Raw genomic sequence first — 16,293 nt, 5'->3', positions numbered from 1 at the left:
TTCAATTCCTTTCCTAATTTCTATTCATAAACCTTCCACTTACGGTAACAATAAACATAATGACAAATTTGATGGTGATTTTATGAAAAAGTGGATAAAGAAAAACCAAACTCAAAATGGTCGTAAACAAAGCGAATGGGAGAAAGCATTAGAAAAATCTAAGGACTTTAAAAAGTCCTTTCATATCAACAAAAAAACAAATATCCCTTTTTCTCTAACCTTTGTTACATCATTAGTTGATGAACAGATTATCCAGCAAAGTGTATTACCAAACTTATTAGCAGATGAGCTGCAAACAATTAGTGATATCAAAAAGATCCTGCCATTGGCAGATGTGGAAATATCGAATGATCCTTCCCAAATTGAACAAAAATTACTTAATGGGTACGTAATGCTGACTCTGAAATCTAATGAAGATCAGTTTGGATTCATTGCAGCACAAAAGGAAATTGTTCGTGGATTAACTACGCCTGAAATAGAATTTTCAGTCATTGGACCAAAAGAAGCCTTTGTTGAATCAATCGGTCAAAACATAAATCTCGTGAGGAAAAGACTGCCTGTAAAAGAACTTATCATTGAGGAATATACTTTGGGAAGCCTGTCCAAAACACGAATTGCCATTCTTTATATGGATGGAATCACAGATGAAGAAAATGTGAATACAGTGAGGGAGCGAATTACAAGTATCGAGTTTGATGCGATTACGGATAGTTCCTTTGTTGTTCAGCTCATTTGTGATAACTCAAATTCTCCATTTCCACAGTTACTGGATACAGAAAGACCTGATAGGGTTTCTAGTGTTCTGGCTGAAGGAAAGGTTGTCATAATGGTAGACGGTTCTCCTCATGCATTAATCACGCCAACAACTTTAGTAGAATTTTTTGGATCGTTCGAAGACTACTTACTTAATTGGATATTATCTTCCTTCTTTAGACTAATCCGTGTATTCGCTGTTATATTCTCAATTCAAATAACACCGCTTTATGTGGCCGTACTTACCTATCATTACGAATTGATTCCACGAGACTTGATTGGAACCTTAATTGCATCCAGAAGAGTGGTGCCTCTTCCGCCGATACTTGAAGCTTTATTTCTTGAACTGACGATCGAGCTTTTAAGAGAAGCAGGTGCACGGCTGCCGACGAAGGTTGGGCAAACAATCGGTATCGTTGGAGGAATTGTTATTGGGACAGCTTCTGTAGAAGCGGGGCTGACGAGTAATATTCTTTTAATTTTCATTGCCTTATCTGCTCTTGCTTCCTTTACAACACCGGTCTACAAGATGGCAAATACAATTCGCTTATTACGCTTTCCATTTTTGCTTTTTGCACAACTCTGGGGTTTACTTGGAATTGTATTTTGTACCTGTTTCTTACTCACACATTTATTACGTCTTACTTCACTTGGACGTCCGTATTTTCAGCCTATTTATCCACCAAGAATTAAAGATTTAAAGGATTCAATTATTAGGCTTCCTTTTAGTAATCAGTCCTTACGTCCCTATTATTTACACACGAAAAATCGTACCCGTTTTAATAAAGAAAAGGCTCATATGAAAAAAGACATCGATGAGTAGTATTGGAGGTGACTAATAGTTTATGCAGGAGCAAATACCTGAAGAATTTAAGATATCCCCTTCCTTAGTTTTTTATATGGTGGCATCTATGCAAATTGGGATTGGCATTCTTGGATATCAGCGAAGTGTCACTAAATACGCATATCAGGATGCTTGGATCTCTGTATTATTAGCTGGTGCACTCTTGCATATTATTGTTTGGATGATTTATAAAATTGCCGAAGAGGTGAACGGAGATATCGTTACAGCCCATGAATATGTAGTGGGAAAATTAGTAGGGAAAACTATAAGTTCCCTATTTATCGTTTATTTCTTCATTTATGCATTAACTGTTCTTCGATCTTATATTGAGGTCATCCAAGTATGGATGTTTCCAGAAGTAAGCACTTTTTGGTTCACATTCGCATTCATGGTCCTATGTATTTATATTATATATGGTGGATTTCGAGTTGTTGTTGGCATTGCCTTTTTCGGGCTTGTCATCCCCTCATACTTGTTTCTTACATTTGGCTATAACATTAAATATGCAGATTTCAGTCACCTATTGCCAATATTTGACACTTCGATAAAAAACATCATACTAGGCTCATACCAAATGTCACTGACTTTTATCGGCTTTGAAATAATCTTATTTTTTTATCCATTTATTAAAGAACCGCAAAAATCCAAAAAGTGGGCACATTTTGCATTGTTAACATCTACACTCTTATATACGGGATTAATGATCTTGGCCATTGCTTATTTCTCAGAGTTAAAGATTGAAAAGTCCATTTGGGTGACATTAACAATGTGGAAAATAGTGCAATTGCCATTTGTTGAACGATTTGAGTATATCGGAATTGCCAGTTGGAATTTAGTCATTCTGCCTAATGTTTGTGTCTCAATCTGGGTTGCCTCTAGACTAATAAAAAGAATTTTTCACCTCAAGCATAGAAATGGTGTCATTATTATTGCTCTTTTTATGTTAATCATTATCAGTTTTATTGATACTCGTGAAAAGATTAACGTATTAAATAATTTTACTGGAAAAATGGGATTTGGCTTTACCTTTATTTATATTCCTTTATTATACATTTGCATCATGATTGCAAAGAAGGTGAAAGAAAAATGAAAAAAATTCCATTCATGGTCCTTTTTCTACTTATTATGACAGGCTGTGTGCAAGAGAAAATTATTGATGAAATTGATATTGAAACAGCGGCAGCATTTGACCAATTGAAAAAGGATGAGTTTATTGGCACTATCCTTGTTCAAGATTATCTTCCTGATAAAACTATAATAAATAAAGTCTTTACAACAGAAGGCAGTCTAAGAAGGGATTTATTATTGAATATACAAAAGCAAACCTCTGGGGATCTTGTTACTGGAGGTCTACTGATCACGATTTTTGGAGATAAACTTGCTGATAAAGGGATTGTAGATTTCGTAGATACTTATCAAAGAGATGCGAGCATTGGATCAAGAAACTTTCTTGCAACCTCCCATGGGAGTGCACTGGAAATACTAAAGGGTGATTATGGACCACAAGGAGTTTCAAATTATTTATATACACTCATTGAACATAATATTAACCAGAAGGATGTGCCAGTAACAAATTTACACATTTTTTTAAGAGACTTTTATATAAAAGGAAAGGATCCTTATCTTCCGGAACTAAGGAGGTTAAATAAAACACAGGTCGAAATAAGCGGATTAAGCCTTTTTAGAGGGGATAGAGAAGCCTATGTCCTGCCTAAAGAAAAAATGTTCTTTTTTAAGCTATTGGCAGATAGACATAGTGGTGAAGGCAGTTTTGATGTAAATATAGGAAAAGGAAGGAAAAGTGCGGTAAGAAGCATAAGGTCTAAACATAAGTATAGACTTTCGAAAGAAGACCGCTCTCAGGTGAATATTCAAATTAAAATAAGGGGAGAAATTCGGGAGTATACCGGAATAAAACTAACGCAGGCCATTGTAGATCAAATTGCCAAAAAACTTGAAAAAGAAATAGAAGTGGAATGTATGAAATTGGTGAAACATTTTCAGAAACTAGACATCGATCCAATTGGATTTGGCTATTTACATCGAAAAAGTATCCGTGGGTATGATTTTGAAAAGAATTGGAAAAAAGATTATCAAAATCTAACTTTTAAAATAAATGCCGACGTCAAAATTTTAGAAACCGGCGTGATTGAATAAGAGCGGCTGGTCACACATGACCACCGCTCTTTCTCTAACTCAAGCTCCTCCGAATAATAATCGCAGAAACAATCTGAACTCTAATTGTTCTATAGGCGCCTAAACTTTCTTAATTAATCATTAATTTGAAAACATATATTTTTTATGGTGATAGCGAATAGAAAAAATTAAGCTAATCGCTAGCATATTCCCCATAAGTGAGCTGCCACCATAGCTAATGAATGGCAAGGGAATTCCTGTAATCGGGAGTATACCAATTGTCATACCAATATTTTGGAAGACGTGGAAGGTAATCATACTAATAACCCCTACACAAATATAAGTATAGAAGTTATTTTTCGTTTCCATCCCCACCTTCGTTATATGATAAATAAGAAGGAAGAATAAACTCACAAGAAGACTAGCACCGATAAAGCCAAACTCTTCGCCTATAATACTGAAGATAAAGTCTGTATGGCTCTCAGGCAAATACACTTCCCTTGTTCCATAGCCTTTCCCACTTGTTTCTCCCGATCCAATCGCAAGAAGAGACCTCGTTAATTGAAATCCTGTAGAGCTCTGGTAATTATATGGGTCAATCCATGAATAAATACGCCCGAATTGATACTCCTTAACGCCAAAATATTTCTCTAAAATTTCAGGCTTCGCAAGAACTAAGTATAAAACACCCGAAATTAGCGTTATACCCGTTCCAAATATAGGCGCAAGAATCTTCCATGTAATACCAGAAATAAAAATCATCCCGAGCATGATTGCAATAAAAACAAGGCCCGTACCAAGGTCAGGCTGTTGCATCACAAGCAATAGAGGCAATCCTGTAAAAAAGCCAATCTTGATGAGAAGCCATAAATCAGTTTGGATTGTTTTAATTGGGTTCTTATGATGATGCTCATCAATTACTCTCGCAAGGACAAGAATAATAAAAACCTTTACAAGCTCTGATGGCTGTAACGACCCCAACCCTGGGACAATAAACCAAGCTTTGGCACCATTAATAACAGGAGCAATACTGCTAGGTGCCACAATTAAGAAACCAAGCAAGAATAACCCAAAACCGTATGCATACCAAGAAATCTTCTTTAACTGCTCTGAATCCAGCGTAATAACTGCCGCAATAATACCTGTACCAACCATGTACCAAACAATTTGTTTTAAAAGGAAATTCTCACTATATTGCCCTGTCGTCTGTGCACTATAAATTGAAATACAGCTTACTAAAAATAATAAAAATAATATCAATACCAGACTATAATCTAACTTAGGAGGGTTTGTTGTTTTATTAGAAGTCATATCAATCTCCTCGACAGAAAAGCTCAAGCGCCCTTGGAACAATCAAAGAATAATTGCTCCTGCGATAGTCATTCGCAGGAGCATTCCTTTGTGCTCACCCTCAGACATAGCACAAGACGAGCCTCACGGAAAGGTCCTGGCGCATTGACGACACTAATACTTCCTGTACGTCGGGGGTAGTCCGCTTGAGCTAGATATTTCTCAAACTCACCAAAATCTATTTTTTTGTGTCTATTAGAAACATATCAACACTTCATTATATTAATTATCAACACAATTCACAACTTCAAATTTGTGTTTGGTGATAATTGCTATTATCCAAAATAGTGCTCGCGAATATCTTCCTTCATCCATTCTATATTATTTGGTACTTGTGGAATAAAATACCCAATAAATAATGGCGTTGTAATGAAACGCGGAACAATTTTTGCATATATATCACCGTTCAGCTGATAGAAAAACAAATTATAGCTATTGCAATAAAAAGGAAAATTATTCAAAATATAATGAGCAGCAGTCTGAATGTATTTAGAAAATGCCGTAAGATCATCGATATCCTCAAGCTTTACATTAAACTCATAAAAGCCTACTCTTGGGGCAGTAGAAATGGTAAAAACCGTCCCATTTTTTTCATGGATGGTTACCCCTTCAAAATCGGACGCTTGCACCTTGTCTTCATAATTAATCTCATGTAGTCCAATTATTTGCATATGGGGGTGTGCAATCGATCCGCCAGATAATGGACCATGATTCTTAAAGAAAATAACCGATTGATATTGCTTGGATTCGGACATTTCAAGCCAGTGAGTTAAGCCAAATCGAATCAGCTTTATTAGATGATCTTCTGGATAGATGGATAACTCCCCATGACAATCATCGGTTTCGATTAATACCGTTTGATACGTATTTTCCAAAACGGGGTATTTATTTTTTAATAATATAATCGACCCATCTACCGCTAAAATATCCGTTAGCTTCTCCCTTTCACAAAAAGGACAGCTTTGTTCTTTATCTCTAATACTATTAGGTTTCTTTCGTCCAATACCTGTATTAAAAAATAGATGAGTTTGACTCATTATAAATCCTCCTGCTTTTCTTCTGTCTACTCTTATTCTATTGAATTAATATCGAATTGGCGAGAGGAATGTATGTTGAAAAAAATTGGAACTCGGCAAAAGAATGCCTTCGTTTTTACAAAGAAAAAGCGCACCATAATCGATGCGCCATTAGTCACTATTCAACAGTTACAGCTTCTTCTGTATGCTCATGAAGTCCTTCATCGTTTTCCACATGAATTCTTACTGTATAATTCCCACTTTCCGGAAATTGATACTCAGTTGTGTATTCCCCATTCTCTCTCTCTGTCATATCGACCCACGCTGGATTGGACTCCTCTTGGAATATTTCAAGTCGAACATTTGCTTTCGTAAGCGGTTTATTGTCTTTTTGTAAATGTACGGCTAAAGGGATTTGCTGAGTTGCTTTGACTTGCTCGGGTTTTTGTAGATGAATAGATACGTCACCATGATGATGGCCATGCTCTTCACCTTGATCATTATGTTCATGCTGATTTGCATCCACATTTCCTACTTGAATGGTTTTAGTTGGCATTGTATGCATATCCCTTGCAGTTACATGGGATTGAACATTGAAAACTCCATCTTCAGAAAAGGTGTGATGAGCTATATACTTCCCTTTTTCCGTATGTTTAGCTTCAATTTTTTCGCTTGAATCCTTTTGTCCTTCTTTCCAAACCTCAAACTTCACGTCGCTTGCATCTTCAACTAATTCTTTACCTTGCTTAACCGTAACGACTAATTCTACTTCCTTACCAACTTCTGTTTTTTCAGGAATATCAATCACGGCTTCTATTATAGCCGGCACTTCGGCCTCATTTTGATCTCCATTATTTTTTCCTTGTCCCGTATCACCACACCCTGCTAATAATACAGAACTCATTAATATAATTGTCATCCACTTTTTCAAGGTTATACCCACTTTCTATATAAATCGTCTTCATAGTAACACTATAGATGTTAATTGTGATAAAAAAATGAAATTTTCTCGTATATAAGAAAAATTTCTTGTTCACCACGTCCTTTGGCGAATGCCTTAGTTTTATTTATACAATCATTTTAGCAAAGTTACTATTGAAACGTCACATGCTCTATAGTACGCAAATAAACTTATACTTTCTTATTAGCTGACTGCGTTAAATTTCCCTGTTGATTTCCGCTGCAGGCACTAAAGCGTAGAGGGCGGTCCGGGAGTCTCCCTTTGACTCGCTTCTCCCGCAGGACATTGACTTAACTTTCTAGAATAATCACAGCACGAAGGAAATGCGTTAGCATTTTCGAGGAGCTCGCGCCTGCAGCGAGAATCAACAACAAAATAGCATGATCAACAATGAGCTTTAAAATACTCCTTAATTTAAAAATATGTACAAATTGTGACAATTAGATACAAAACTCAACAAAACTAAATGAAACTTAACAAAAGTCACAGATACCTGTCTTTTTTTCTAGTATTTTATGGAAAGGGATAGGAAAGAAGGTGATCGTATGCTGGAGAAGACCTATACACCTGATGAAGTCGCAAAAATGTTCAAAATAGCTAAGAATACGGTTTATGAACTTATTAAGCGAGGAGAACTTCTTGCTTTTAAAGTAGGAAATAAAATGAGAATCGAAAAAAGTGAGATTGATCGCTTTATAGATGGAAGGAAACCGACAGACTCTTCACGACTGATGAGTGTACCCTATCAAGAGGAACAGCTGCGTCTTGCTGGAAGTCATGATTTTTTAATCGAACAATTAATTAAATACATGACAAGGCAATCTAGCGGTTTATCGGTTCAGCCTACTTTTATAGGAAGTTTAGAGGGGTTAATGATGCTTTACAGAGGAAATTGCGATGTAGCAGCCATTCATTTGCTAGATCCTTCAACGAAAGAATACAATCTTCCTATTATTAAGCAGCTCTTTACTCATGAAAAGATCACTGTTTTAAGGCTTGCTGTAAGAGAGCAGGGCATTATTACAGCCCAAAAAAATCCTAAAGAGATTTATAGTTTTAAAGATCTCGCCCGTAAGGATGTTCGATTCGTTAACCGGCAAAAAGGCTCAGGCACCCGCTTTCTTTTGGATACCATTTTAGCTGATGAAAAAATTGCACCATCAGATATTAGAGGATATGAGAATGAAGAATGGAATCATCTTTCAACTGCTGCTTATATAAGCAATGGTGAAGCGGATGCAGCAGTTGGGATTCGCTCTGCTGCAAGCAAGCTTGATTTAAACTTTATTCCTATTGCGAAGGAAAAATTTGACCTCGTATTTAGATGGACACCGCAAAATGAGAAAGCCTTGCAGTTATTAATGGATATCATTCAACTCACAGATTTTAAAGAGAGCATTGGTCAATCCGGTGGGTATGATGTTAATGAGTTTGGTTTAATCACTTATAACACAAAAGCATGGAGGAACTAGAATGAAACTAAACAAAATTTTTACAGTCAGCTTACTAGCTGTGTTCTTATTTATGATGTCTGCTTGTTCCAATTCAACAAATGGCACAAATGAAAAAAATCAAGCAAAGCCTGATGAAACAAACACAGCTGAAGTAAAGGATTTAATTTTAACGACAACAACAAGTACGCAGGATAGCGGATTGCTTGATGTTTTAATTCCAATGTTTGAAGAAGAACAAAAAAATACGAATGTAAAAACAATCGCGGTAGGAACAGGACAAGCATTGGAAATGGGCGTGAAAGGTGAAGCTGACGTTCTTCTTGTCCACGCTCCCGATGCCGAAGAGGAAATTGTTAACAGCGGGGATGCAATCAACCGTAAGCGTGTAATGTATAATGATTATATTATTGTTGGCCCATCTGCAGATCCAGCAGGCATTAAAGGGATGGAAGTAAAAGCAGCATTCAAGCAATTATTCGATAAAGACGCTGTTTTCATTTCAAGAGGAGATGATTCTGGAACCCATAAAAAAGAACTTGGAATTTGGAAGTCAATTGAGATTACACCAGCAGATAATAAAGGCTATGCTGAAACTGGACAAGGTATGGGGAATACTCTCCAAATTGCTGCTGAAAAGCAAGGATATGTATTAACTGATCGTGCAACCTATCTAGCCCAAAAAGATAATGTCGATTTAGACATCCTCGTTGAAGGTGACGATGATCTATTAAATATTTATCATGTTATGCAGGTAAACCATGAAAAGCATGACAAAGTAAACAGTGAAGGTGCAGAAGCATTTGTACAATTTATGATTGCTGATAAAACACAAAAGGTAATTGAAGAATTCGGAAAAGAAGATTTCGGAGAATCACTTTTCGTTCCATATACAGAATAGAAAAGCGCAAGCGCCTTGCTCACCCCCGACAAGCATAAGACGAGCCTCCCGGAAAGGTGTTCTTTACCTTTCTGGGAGGATTGGCTTATGACCTCGAGGGGGTAGGCGCTGGAGCTAGACATTTCTCTAACTCGAGAAAGATATACTTATTTTTAAAAAGAAAAGCGCAAGCGCTCCTTTACTTATGAAAGCTGGAATTTACATGGACTTATTAATTGAAGGAATGAGAGAAGCTATCGAAATGCTGATTTCAGGAGATCCTGAAATATTCGAGATTACTTGGCTCACTTTAAAGGTTTCATTAAGCGCTATCTTAATCAGTACGTTAATCGGTATTCCGATCGGAGTCATATTAGGACTTACTGCATTTCGTGGCAGACGATTGCTGCTTGTCTTAGTCAACATTGGAATGGGGCTTCCTCCTGTTGTAGCCGGTTTATGGATTACGATGCTCTTATGGAGATCCGGTCCCTTAGGTTCGCTTTCTTTATTATATAGTCCATTTGCAATTGTTATGGCACAAGTCCTTGTATCTCTTCCAATTGTTATCGGACTAACGTGCAGTGCTTTTCAACAAATCGATAAAAACATGCTCATCCAAATCAAGTCATTAGGAGCAACACGATTTCAAACCGTTTCATTACTATTAAGGGAAACGAGAATTGCTATCATGGCTGCCATAATGGCTGGATTTGGAAGAGTGATTGCTGAAGTCGGAGCAGCGATGATGGTTGGTGGAAATATTCGTGGGGAAACGAGGATTTTAACAACATCCATCGTTATGGAAGTATCCAAAGGGAACTTTGATGTGGCACTAGCCCTCTCTTTCATCCTAATGAGCTTGGCCTTTATAATTACCTTTTTCTTAACCATTTTACAGCAAAGGAATAAAAAACAATGAAACCGCTCATCCACTTAGATCATATTCAGTATACAAGCAAAGAGCGTACCATTCTCTCGGTTCCAGAACTATCGATTTTCCATGGGGAAATCCTTGGGGTTATGGGGCCAAATGGAGCAGGAAAAAGCACACTTGTCAAAATCCTATCATGCCTGCAAGCACCTACTTCTGGAAAGATATTCTATAACGGTGTAGAAGTTCCTGCCGGTAATGTATCTCTGGAACAAAGGAGGAAATGGGCAGTCGTTCTGCAACAAACACTTATTTTTGACACAACTGTTTTTCAAAATGTTGCTGCAGGATTAAAAATCCGTAAGGTGCCAAAAGCTATGATTAAAGAGAAGGTTGAATACTGGCTCGAAAAATTCGGCATTTCTCACCTTGCAAAGAAAAACGCCCATCAATTATCTGGAGGAGAAGCACAAAGAGTTAATCTTGCAAGAGCGTTAATTCTTGAACCTGAGGTACTCTATTTGGATGAACCTTTTTCTGCTCTTGATTATCCTACAAAGGTAAGGCTGATCAGAGATTTTAGTTCCATACTGAAAGAAACAAGTACAACAACAGTGTTTGTTAGCCATGATATTTCGGAAGTGAAATTCTTGACTGATAGGCTGGCCATTTTGAAATTAGGGGAAATAATACAACTCGGATTTACCGCGGAAGTACTCCAAACCCCTCATCATGAAGCGGCTAGCTTTTTAAACGAAATGACGCTTAATCTTGAATAATGACAGCATATAGGTATTCTATATGCTGTCAGGCTGTTGACAAACGCTCGCTTTCTTCGTTACTCACCTTCCTGCGGTGCTCATTACCCATCCATGGTAACTCCGCTCCTCGTAAGGCTTCGTGCCTCGAAAGACAAGCGTTTTCAATCAGTCTGAAAAAGTAATTAATTATACTTTGTCTACACTCTGTCAGCATTAGGTATTCTATATGCTGTTTTTCTATTTTTCCTACTACAAGTACATGAAGGATGAAGGAAAAATTAAAAAAAATGGGATACAACTAGTATTCACCTTATATCTTCTGTTTTAATTAAAGGAGAAAATAAAAGGAGTGATGAGGATGAATTTTGCAATAATTACTGGCGCCTCAAAAGGTCTTGGAGCTTCAATAGCAGAAAGAATGGTTATGAAAAAAATTGGGATAATCTCCGTTTCAAGAACAGAGAATGAAGGACTGAAAGAATTAGCAGCAGAAAATCAAGTATTCTATCAACATTTTTCTTGCAACCTTACCCTGCCTGAAGAGATCGAAATTACATTTAAGAAAGTTTTAACAACTCTAGAATCATATGATTCTAAGGTTGTTTATGTAATCAATAATGCTGGAGTGATTGATCCAATCTCAACTGCAGGGAATCTTGATCATCAAGCACTCATCCAAAATGTACATATCAACCTCATTGCTCCTATTATGATTTCGAATATCCTATTAAATACAGCCAAAGGCAAAATGAAGATTGTGAATGTATCCTCAGGTGCTGCCGAAAAACCATACCAAGGCTGGAGTGCCTACTGCAGTACAAAGGCAGGGCTAAATATGTTCACAAAAACGGCTGCAGCCGAGCAAGAAACTATCGGATCATCTCATAAAATTATTGCCTTTAGCCCAGGAATTATGGATACAGATATGCAAGGAACAATACGCTCCTCATCAAAAGAAACATTTAATGACCTTGAAAAATTTAAGGAATATAAAGAAAAGGGGCTACTAAGACCTGCAAATATTGTTGCGAATGCATTAGTAGACCTGTTAATGAGAGAGCAAATAGAAAACGGAAAAGTGTATCATGTAAATGAGCTTATTAAATAACAAGTATTAGTCAATTGATGTGAATAATTAACACACGAATTGTCCATACTAATCTTAAAAAGTTTATATTCCCCTTATTTTTCTAGCCTCCATATGGAGGCATTTTTTTTGCATTTTAATAGATAGTTTTTATTATGAATCCCATCTATTTTTCACTCTTCTCAAACCAATGAATAAGACTGCGCCAAGAATAATTAGGTATAGTAGACTGCTATCCGAATCTTTCATGGAAAGCTTTCTGATCCAAAGCATTTGAATAATTAATGCTATGTGACTGGTAAAAGGATAATTTCACTAGGTTTTATGATTCTTTCCGATATTTTAGAGAATTTGTTTTTGTTCTTTGTTGACACCTTGCAATACGGTGTTTTCGCCAATTTTAATAAACCTTAACTAGTCCGCTAGAAATAGAGACATCAACAACATGTTCTCCAGTGCCGTACACACCTGTAATTTTGTTTTTCTCTGTTATTTTATTTTTAAGAGGAAATTCACAATCGATAAAGCCGCTTGTTTTTTTTCCGTTTAAAGTAAAGTCTGCATGATCCGGAAGGTTAAGCTTAATCTGCCCTGAACTAGCCTTAAGATCTAAACTATCTGTTAGCTGATCCATTTGAACATCTAAAAGACCGGAGGAAACTTCTGCATCAAGCTTGCCTTGATAATTTCTGATTTTTATTATTCCTGAGCTCATATCAATCGATCCTGTACCAGTATTAAGATTATCGACATCAATCACTCCGGAAGATCCTTCATGATTAAATTCTTCTGTTTTAATGTTTTTTAAATCAACCTTTCCTGAACTCATGTTAATCGTCAATTCTTCTAGCTCGATTGGTTGTTTTTTAGAGGTTCCTGAAAAGGTTAAATAGCCAGACCCAATATCAATATCTATGCTGCGATTATAATCTTCCGGAATATAAATATTCAACTCCGGTGCTTTGTTGAAAAATTGAAAGCCTTTAAGCCAGCTCTGCTTATATTCAACAATAATAGTGTCTCCACTTTTATCTATGGACAAATTTCCTTTTCCATTAAGCTCTGCTTTTACATTATTTCTTTTTTCTGGGATGATGTTTGCATTAGCTGCTGAAACATTAACCTCTAGTAAATCAATATTGTTGGTTACTTTCACTTCACTGTCACTTTTTCCAAAGGTTAATAAACTCGTTACATTCGAAGTCATCAAAATATAAAGACCTACTAAAACTAAAAAAATGAATAAAATTCTTTTCAACGGGTATCCCTGCTTTCTTTCATTTCATCGTACCTTTATTTTACAGGAATAATTAGCCAAAAAACATTGATCTGTAGAATTAATTCTTTCTAAGACCTAAGACTTAATTGGATCTGAAAAAAATTTTATGGTCTAATAAATATATTTTCACGATTTCAAAATCCGATTGAGCAAGAACGATCATTCTTCCCATCAATAATAGATATTTCAACAAATAGAATTAATTTAAATAAAGCTTCCCTCCATTGTAATGGGAAGCTTCATTTTATTACTCTATTTTATTGCTTCGATCCTTGTTCCGCTTATTTCCTTTACTATTATCTCCGCTTACGTTATCTGACTGATTTTCTCTTGGTGAGTTTTGGTTCTTGCTTCCTTTATTAAATTTTTTCGTCATTTTGGAGCTCCCTTCGTTTTTTTTAATGTTTCATATAGTAAAACCTTTGTACAGGTTTCAGTCTATATTTTGCCAGCATATGCTTATTTATATGTGATGTCATAGAAGATAGTTTTCCTATTTTACTCATAGACAATGGCCACCTTTATTATCAAAAAAACGAACTTGCCTATAAGCAAGTTCGTTAAATATATCAATTAAAGTGTTTGAAATTTTTCTCCTGCTGCCCCCTGTTCGGCAATGAGCGGGCACATGGTGATGCTATAGTTACAAATGGCCTCAACATCATTGCGGTCATGTGTCACAATCATACAGGTCATATTCGCTTTTTTTAAGATTAAAAGCAGATCTTCCCGAATTGATTCTTTTAGGTCAGCATCTAAATTACTGAATGGCTCATCCATTAATAATACTTTCGGCTTTGGTGCAAGTGCTCTTGCTAGAGCAACCCTTTGCTGCTGTCCTCCGCTTAACTCGTGAGGATAGCGGTCACCAAAGTCCTCCATTTGTACAAGCTCAAGCATCTCTTTTACACGCGGCTTCCGATCCTTCTTGGCCATTCGTGATAACCCAAAAAGGATGTTCTCCTTCACTGTCATATGTGGAAATAAGGCATAATCCTGAAAAACCATGCCTACCCCTCTATCCTCTGGCTGAACAAATAATCGATCGTTTACAACTGGTTTGCCAGCAATCGTAATGGATCCTTTTTTTGGCATTTCCAAACCAGAAATTAAACGCAGTAATGTGCTTTTTCCACTTCCGCTCTGCCCTAATACACCAACGATTTCTCCTGTATTCATCGAGAAAGAAAAATCGTCAATTGTTGGTGACGCCGATCGGGAATAGGAAAAAGTAAGATTTTGAATTTCAACTACTTTCATCGTTGCACCTTCTTATCAATCATTTGAAACACGACAACAGACAAAATACTAATTCCAATAATCATTAAGGATGAGATAGAGGCTTCATGTATTAGTTCATCTTTTGCATACTGATGAGTCTTTGTTGCCAGCGTATCAAAATTAAAAGGTCTTAAAAGTAATGCTAAAGGCAACTCTTTGCAAATTTCAACAAATGTTAAAATGAAGCCACTTACTAATGCACCTTTAATTAAAGGGAGGTCCACTTTAAAAAAAGTTTTCGTCATTCCAAACCCAAGGAGCCTTGACGCTTCTGAAAATTTCGTCCCAATTTTTTCATAACCAACTTCGACTGCATTAAATCCTGTAGCCATAAAGCGAATGACGTAGCCAACAATAAGCATTACCAATGATAAGCTTAAGATTAGCGGAGCATCGCCCAATCCAATATAAGAATATAGGGGAGCAAGCCATTTATCAAGTGTGATGAACATGGCAAGAACACCAATCGCAATAATCGCCCCAGGAATCGAATAACCTGTTGTCGTTAATTTGGCTAAAATATATGAACCCGTCGTGTGTCTACGACATACATTAGCAACCACAACAGATAGAAAAAGAATCAGCACAGTGGCAATAGCTGCTACAAATATTGTTTGGAAAAATAACGTAATGAAAGTTTCATCCCATACTTTACTAAATGTCAGCTTCGCCCAAGCGATTAGCTGAATTAATGGAATAAGAAATCCGATTAGAAACACAATGCTGCAATACGCAAATGCTGCTGCTGCCTTGAATCCCTTCAACTTCATCGGTACGAGAGGCCTTGACTTATTATTTAAATGGTAGCGCCGTCTTTGTCTGAGCAGCCTTTCTAAGATAAACATTCCTAAAATAATAACCATTAGCCATGCCGCTAGCCTCATAGCAGAATCAATATCATACATGCCGAACCAGGTTTGAAAAATAGCGGTTGAAATGGTGTGAATACCAAAATAGCTTGTCACACCATAATCACTCAGCACTTCATATATGACCAATACTGCCCCAGCAACAATAGCTGGCCTTGAAAGCGGCAGCACAACCTTTACAAAAATGGAAATTGGCTTCCTGCCTAACAGTCTCGCATTTTCGAAAAAAGATGAGCTTTGGCTTTCGAGGAAAGCTTTCGTCATGATATAGACATATGGAAAAAGAAAAAACGTAAAGATGAAAATGGCTCCGCGCAATGATGAAATCGAAAGGATTTCAGGATCGATTTGATAATTAAATTGATTACGCAGCGTCGTTTGGATGACCCCTGTATAACTAAACATCGTTTTGTAAGTGTATGCCGCAATATACGGAGGAATCGCAAGCGGCAATAATAGTCCCCAGCGAAAAAATCGTTTGAGCGGAAAATCATAAGCAGCAACAAGCCACGCAAGTGAGACCCCTAAAATCGCAGTAAAAATCCCTGTTAATAATACAAGGATTACCGTGTTTGCTACATATGTTTTTAGTAAATACTCGCGAATTTGAAACCAATTTTCATTCGGCTCCTGAAATAAGGAAAAGAAGATGAACAGAATGGGCAGCAAAATAACTGCCGCCCCAATAATACTGATCATCCACCAGCTATTAAAATCCTTTTGTAAGAAACGTTTTAGGTTTGTTCTCATT

The 16,293-nt window shown here is 36.7% G+C and carries 15 protein-coding genes; 8 read left to right on the top strand and 7 right to left on the bottom strand.

What is annotated here, in order from left to right:
* The first annotated feature begins 82 nt into the window (after positions 1–82).
* From KHA94_RS10675 to KHA94_RS10665, 3 genes are read left to right on the top strand one after another with little or no spacing between them, the layout of a single operon-like run.
* A complete protein-coding gene (locus tag KHA94_RS10675) occupies positions 83–1,576 on the top strand; it encodes a spore germination protein (protein WP_213102076.1) in 1,494 nt (497 codons plus the stop codon).
* 22 nt (positions 1,577–1,598) lie between these two features.
* Positions 1,599–2,687, top strand: a complete 1,089-nt coding sequence (locus tag KHA94_RS10670) for a GerAB/ArcD/ProY family transporter (protein WP_213102075.1) — start codon at positions 1,599–1,601, stop codon at positions 2,685–2,687.
* Complete coding sequence (locus tag KHA94_RS10665) at positions 2,684–3,754, top strand: Ger(x)C family spore germination protein (protein ID WP_213102074.1); 1,071 nt, start codon at positions 2,684–2,686, stop codon at positions 3,752–3,754. The genes KHA94_RS10670 and KHA94_RS10665 overlap by 4 nt, the downstream gene beginning before the upstream one ends.
* Before the next feature lie 120 nt (positions 3,755–3,874).
* Here KHA94_RS10665 and KHA94_RS10660 read toward each other — a convergent pair whose 3' ends face one another.
* The 3 genes from KHA94_RS10660 to KHA94_RS10650 all read right to left on the bottom strand — a co-directional run bounded on the left by KHA94_RS10660 (position 3,875) and on the right by KHA94_RS10650 (position 7,030).
* Positions 3,875–5,044, bottom strand: coding sequence for an FtsW/RodA/SpoVE family cell cycle protein (locus tag KHA94_RS10660; RefSeq protein ID WP_213102073.1), 1,170 nt, complete (start codon positions 5,042–5,044; stop codon positions 3,875–3,877).
* A 314-nt stretch (positions 5,045–5,358) separates the two neighbouring features.
* Positions 5,359–6,120 (bottom strand): DUF4931 domain-containing protein, encoded by a 762-nt coding sequence (locus tag KHA94_RS10655; protein ID WP_213102072.1) that lies wholly within the window; start codon positions 6,118–6,120, stop codon positions 5,359–5,361.
* Positions 6,121–6,277: 157 nt separating this feature from the next.
* Positions 6,278–7,030 carry a FixH family protein gene (locus tag KHA94_RS10650; RefSeq protein ID WP_213102071.1) on the bottom strand — a complete coding sequence of 251 codons (753 nt, stop codon included), beginning with the start codon at positions 7,028–7,030 and terminating at the stop codon, positions 6,278–6,280.
* Between the two features lie 575 nt (positions 7,031–7,605).
* Between KHA94_RS10650 and KHA94_RS10645 the strand changes: the two genes are divergently transcribed.
* From KHA94_RS10645 to KHA94_RS10625, 5 genes are all read left to right on the top strand, one after another.
* Positions 7,606–8,532: a helix-turn-helix transcriptional regulator gene (locus KHA94_RS10645; RefSeq protein ID WP_213102070.1), complete on the top strand. Its 927-nt coding sequence runs from the start codon at positions 7,606–7,608 to the stop codon at positions 8,530–8,532.
* Position 8,533: 1 nt separating this feature from the next.
* Positions 8,534–9,412 carry an ABC transporter substrate-binding protein gene (locus KHA94_RS10640; RefSeq protein WP_213102069.1) on the top strand — a complete coding sequence of 293 codons (879 nt, stop codon included), beginning with the start codon at positions 8,534–8,536 and terminating at the stop codon, positions 9,410–9,412.
* A gap of 202 nt (positions 9,413–9,614) precedes the next feature.
* Entirely contained in the window at positions 9,615–10,313 is a 699-nt protein-coding gene (locus KHA94_RS10635) for an ABC transporter permease (protein ID WP_213102068.1), read from the top strand.
* The gene (locus tag KHA94_RS10630; RefSeq protein WP_213102067.1) at positions 10,310–11,044 is read left to right on the top strand and encodes an ABC transporter ATP-binding protein; all 735 of its coding nucleotides are present in this window, start codon (positions 10,310–10,312) and stop codon (positions 11,042–11,044) included. Before KHA94_RS10635 ends, KHA94_RS10630 begins: the two co-directional genes overlap by 4 nt.
* Before the next feature lie 340 nt (positions 11,045–11,384).
* Positions 11,385–12,134, top strand: coding sequence for a (S)-benzoin forming benzil reductase (locus tag KHA94_RS10625; protein ID WP_213102066.1), 750 nt, complete (start codon positions 11,385–11,387; stop codon positions 12,132–12,134).
* 379 nt (positions 12,135–12,513) lie between these two features.
* On the opposite strand, the gene liaG is transcribed toward KHA94_RS10625, so the two are convergent.
* The 4 genes from liaG to KHA94_RS10610 form a co-directional block, all read right to left on the bottom strand.
* Complete coding sequence (gene liaG / locus KHA94_RS10620) at positions 12,514–13,371, bottom strand: LiaG family protein (RefSeq protein ID WP_213102065.1); 858 nt, start codon at positions 13,369–13,371, stop codon at positions 12,514–12,516.
* Positions 13,372–13,639: 268 nt separating this feature from the next.
* On the bottom strand, positions 13,640–13,768 hold the full coding sequence (locus KHA94_RS26270; protein ID WP_275950883.1) for a hypothetical protein: 129 nt from the start codon (positions 13,766–13,768) through the stop codon (positions 13,640–13,642).
* A 197-nt stretch (positions 13,769–13,965) separates the two neighbouring features.
* Positions 13,966–14,652: an ABC transporter ATP-binding protein gene (locus tag KHA94_RS10615; RefSeq protein WP_213102064.1), complete on the bottom strand. Its 687-nt coding sequence runs from the start codon at positions 14,650–14,652 to the stop codon at positions 13,966–13,968.
* A complete protein-coding gene (locus KHA94_RS10610) occupies positions 14,649–16,292 on the bottom strand; it encodes an ABC transporter permease (RefSeq protein WP_213102063.1) in 1,644 nt (547 codons plus the stop codon). The genes KHA94_RS10615 and KHA94_RS10610 overlap by 4 nt, the downstream gene beginning before the upstream one ends.
* Position 16,293 lies beyond the last annotated feature (1 nt).

Source organism: Cytobacillus citreus, assembly GCF_018343665.1.
In the GTDB taxonomy this organism is placed as follows: domain Bacteria; phylum Bacillota; class Bacilli; order Bacillales; family Cytobacillaceae; genus Cytobacillus; species Cytobacillus citreus.
The sequence above is the reverse complement of the archived record's forward strand: the minus strand, read 5'-3'. Positions and strand labels throughout refer to the sequence as shown.